At 45.5% G+C, this 2,996-nt stretch carries 4 protein-coding genes and 1 tRNA gene; all 5 read right to left on the minus strand.

What is annotated here, in order from left to right; all coding sequences use genetic code 11:
* Nucleotides 1-808 (minus strand): formate--tetrahydrofolate ligase (locus tag ACTXGO_RS11775; protein ID WP_443574642.1); only part of this gene is annotated, 808 nt, incomplete at its 3' end.
* Nucleotides 809-858: 50 nt separating this feature from the next.
* Nucleotides 859-1,539 carry a phosphoglycolate phosphatase gene (locus ACTXGO_RS11780; RefSeq protein WP_443541302.1) on the minus strand — a complete coding sequence of 227 codons (681 nt, stop codon included), beginning with the start codon at nt 1,537-1,539 and terminating at the stop codon, nt 859-861.
* Nucleotides 1,540-1,625: 86 nt separating this feature from the next.
* Nucleotides 1,626-2,126: a DUF4385 domain-containing protein gene (locus ACTXGO_RS11785; protein WP_435949907.1), complete on the minus strand. Its 501-nt coding sequence runs from the start codon at nt 2,124-2,126 to the stop codon at nt 1,626-1,628.
* Nucleotides 2,127-2,305: 179 nt separating this feature from the next.
* A tRNA-Phe gene (locus tag ACTXGO_RS11790) sits at nt 2,306-2,381 on the minus strand.
* A 116-nt stretch (nt 2,382-2,497) separates the two neighbouring features.
* Entirely contained in the window at nt 2,498-2,920 is a 423-nt protein-coding gene (locus ACTXGO_RS11795) for a hypothetical protein (protein ID WP_443574644.1), read from the minus strand.
* Between the last annotated feature and the right edge of the window lie 76 nt (nt 2,921-2,996).

A 2,996-nucleotide genomic window follows, 5' to 3' on the forward strand; every position in this document is an offset into this window, starting at 1 on the left:
CCTCGATCGTTTGGACGAGGTTGGGTTTGATGGCCTCTTTTAATAAAACTGCCATAGCGCCGTGAGCGTTTAGATCACGAGCGTAGACTGGCTGTTTGTCTTTATTAAAGGCAACCAAAATATTACCCAAGCGCTGCTTTAAATCGTTTAAATCGGTTGCCAGACATAATATCGCCATGACCTCAGAGGCAACAGTGATATCAAAGCCATCTTCACGCATGATGCCATCAGTCGTCTTGCCGATACCGCTGATAATATTGCGCAGCTGACGATCATTCATATCGACCGCACGCCGCCAAAAGATTTGTTTGGGATCGATACCCAGTGCATTACCTTGATAAATATGGTTATCAATCAGCGCGGCTAGCAAATTATTGGCCGCACCAATTGCATGAAAGTCACCTGTAAAATGCAGGTTGATATCTTCCATCGGCAACACCTGCGCGTATCCACCGCCAGCGGCGCCGCCTTTGATACCAAATACTGGGCCTAAGGAGGGTTCACGAATAGCGACAACCGTTTTTTTACCTGAGCGCTGCTGCTGATGGATGCGATTGAGCGCGTCAGCCAGACCAATAGTGACCGTGGTCTTGCCTTCACCAGCAGGGGTGGGGTTAATGGCGGTGACTAAGATCAACTTGCTACGCTTGGTCGCAGGTACTGCAAATACGTCGGCGGGGTCTATTTTGGCCTTGTAATGTCCGTAGGGCTCGATATGGTCTGCATCTATGCCTAGCTTTTGCGCAATAGTATTGATAGGTTGCAAGATTGCTTGCTGGGCAATAGCAATATCATTAGGGACGCTCATACAGGCAATTCTCTTTTATTTATAATAGGCGGTGAGTCGCTGTTTAAAGGTTACTGATTCAAAACGTAATCAAGCAAATCTGCAAAGTTGTCAAAGGCGGCGCTAGGTCGACTATCTCGAATATCTTGACCGTAATTATAGCCGTAAGATAGCGCTAGGGTATCCATACCAGCGCTTTTACCAGCGAGCATATCATTGACAGAGTCGCCAATCATAACCGCTTGCATGGGCGTAAATCCAAGAGTCTGGTAGGTATGAAGCAGCGGGGTTGGGTCAGGCTTTTTAACTGGTAAGCTATCGCCGCCAAGCACGCTTGAGAACAGCGGCGTCCAACCAAAGCTCTCAAGTATTTTGGGTACAAAGCGTATGGGTTTGTTAGTCACGAGCGCTAACGTGTAGCCCGCTTGTTTTAATTGATGTAGACCCTTATCGACATCAGGATAAGCGACGGTTTTACTGGTTTCAATGTTGTTATAAGCCTCCAAAAATATCTGCTCTGCATGATCTGCCTCGGATGGTGTCAATGCGCCATCAGGTACTTGTGTCTGTCCAACCAGAGCACGCTCAACCAGCAGGCGCGAGCCATTACCGACCCACTCTTTTATCGTATCGAGCGAGTAGGTAGGTTTGCCAAGCGTTGTCAGCATCGTATTGATTGCGTCAGCCAGATCAGGAACGCTGTCGATCAACGTACCATCAAAATCAAATATCAACAGTTTTTTATCTTGCATAGATGTACTCATTATTATGTTTGTATTAAAAATACTAGGCTAAACCGATAGTTTTAAGGGTTAAAGTTAGCACTCAAACTAAGCCATTATTCTACTTCTTTGTAGCGCTCGCGATGCTCCTTTTTCATCCGTAGATAGTCTTCATTTGCGCGGCACTCATCCCATTTGGCTTTAAATATTTGCGCTGATTCTGCCTTAACGGGGTCTTCGATTTGCCGTGGTAATTCCTCGCGACCATGCGCACCGCTTTGACCTTTTTTATCATCAGGTACAGGGCCTTTGTACTTTTTACCGCCCTTATGATTGGCGTAGCGACGCGCGCGGGTGTAGCCCATCTGAATAAATTTGCGTGCCATATCGGCACCAACGAAGTCATCGTCTGCTAAATAGTCCAAAAACATCTGATAGATTTTTTCACTACTCTCACGAGCAATATCAGGCGTCGCAAAGCGCCAATGCGGCAGAATCTCAGACTTATATGGCTCAACGAGTAACACGCCTTGCTCACCGCGCCCCACTCGGTATAGTTCAGGCTGCGCGCGCAGATCTAGATTCTTATAATCCAAATCGTAATCAAATTCTCTCATTACCTTCACCCGCTTCTGTTAGTGCTACCCAGTATACTGAGCAAAACATGATGAAAAGTAGCATAAAAGTGTTATGAATGAGTATGTGCTTGCCTGATCTTTAGTCATAAAAAAACCCTCAAACTATATAGCTTGAGGGTTTTGGCTGCTTAATTAACAGCTAAATTAGGTCAACGAAATGGTGGCTCGAGGCAGGATCGAACTGCCGACACACGGATTTTCAATCCGTTGCTCTACCTACTGAGCTATCGAGCCGTCTTCGTTGAGGTCGCTATTAAACTAAATATAGGCGCTAGTGTCAAGTCATTTTTAGCTTTTCTACTATAATATAAATAAATACAGAAGTAATATAGGCAAACATAGATATCAGATCACTCTTTGACACGTAGCAGCTCATAATCGCTCATAATGTGATGGATATCGCTATCGACAGGGACGAACTGGCGCACACCTTTTTTGACCTCAGCGTCATAGACCAGTTTGATGAATTTAGCGTCTATCGCGCGCCCCTTGTTTTGTTCGTGCACCGTCAAGTATTGCAAGCGTTTGGCGTCGGTTTGCCCATCATCAAAACAGCCAACCGCAGCGATAGGCTTGTCATTGAACATACCGACATACAGGTAATGACCACGCTTGAAGCCTTGCTCAATAAGACTTAAGACCTCAGCGCCACTTGGCTGGGTATCATCGTTATCGTAGAGAGCTTGCAAGCGCTCAGCAAGCTCATTGTCGCGCGCAGGTTTTTTGATGAGCGGCGCATCTAGATCGTTAATGGCAATGGCTTCTAATGGCATGGTCGAATCCTACAAAGAGTACTTTTATAATGATTAAAATAAGTAAATTGATAATACTAAACACACTATTTTAGCA

This window comes from Psychrobacter sp. T6-1 (assembly GCF_052258445.1).

Excerpts from the sequence above, each read along its gene's own strand:
- ACTXGO_RS11780 (WP_443541302.1), bottom strand. The coding sequence starts at position 1,539 with ATGCAAGATAAAAAACTGTTGATATTTGATTTTGATGGTACGTTGATC.
- ACTXGO_RS11785 (WP_435949907.1), bottom strand. The coding sequence starts at position 2,126 with ATGAGAGAATTTGATTACGATTTGGATTATAAGAATCTAGATCTGCGC.
- ACTXGO_RS11795 (WP_443574644.1), bottom strand. The coding sequence starts at position 2,920 with ATGCCATTAGAAGCCATTGCCATTAACGATCTAGATGCGCCGCTCATC.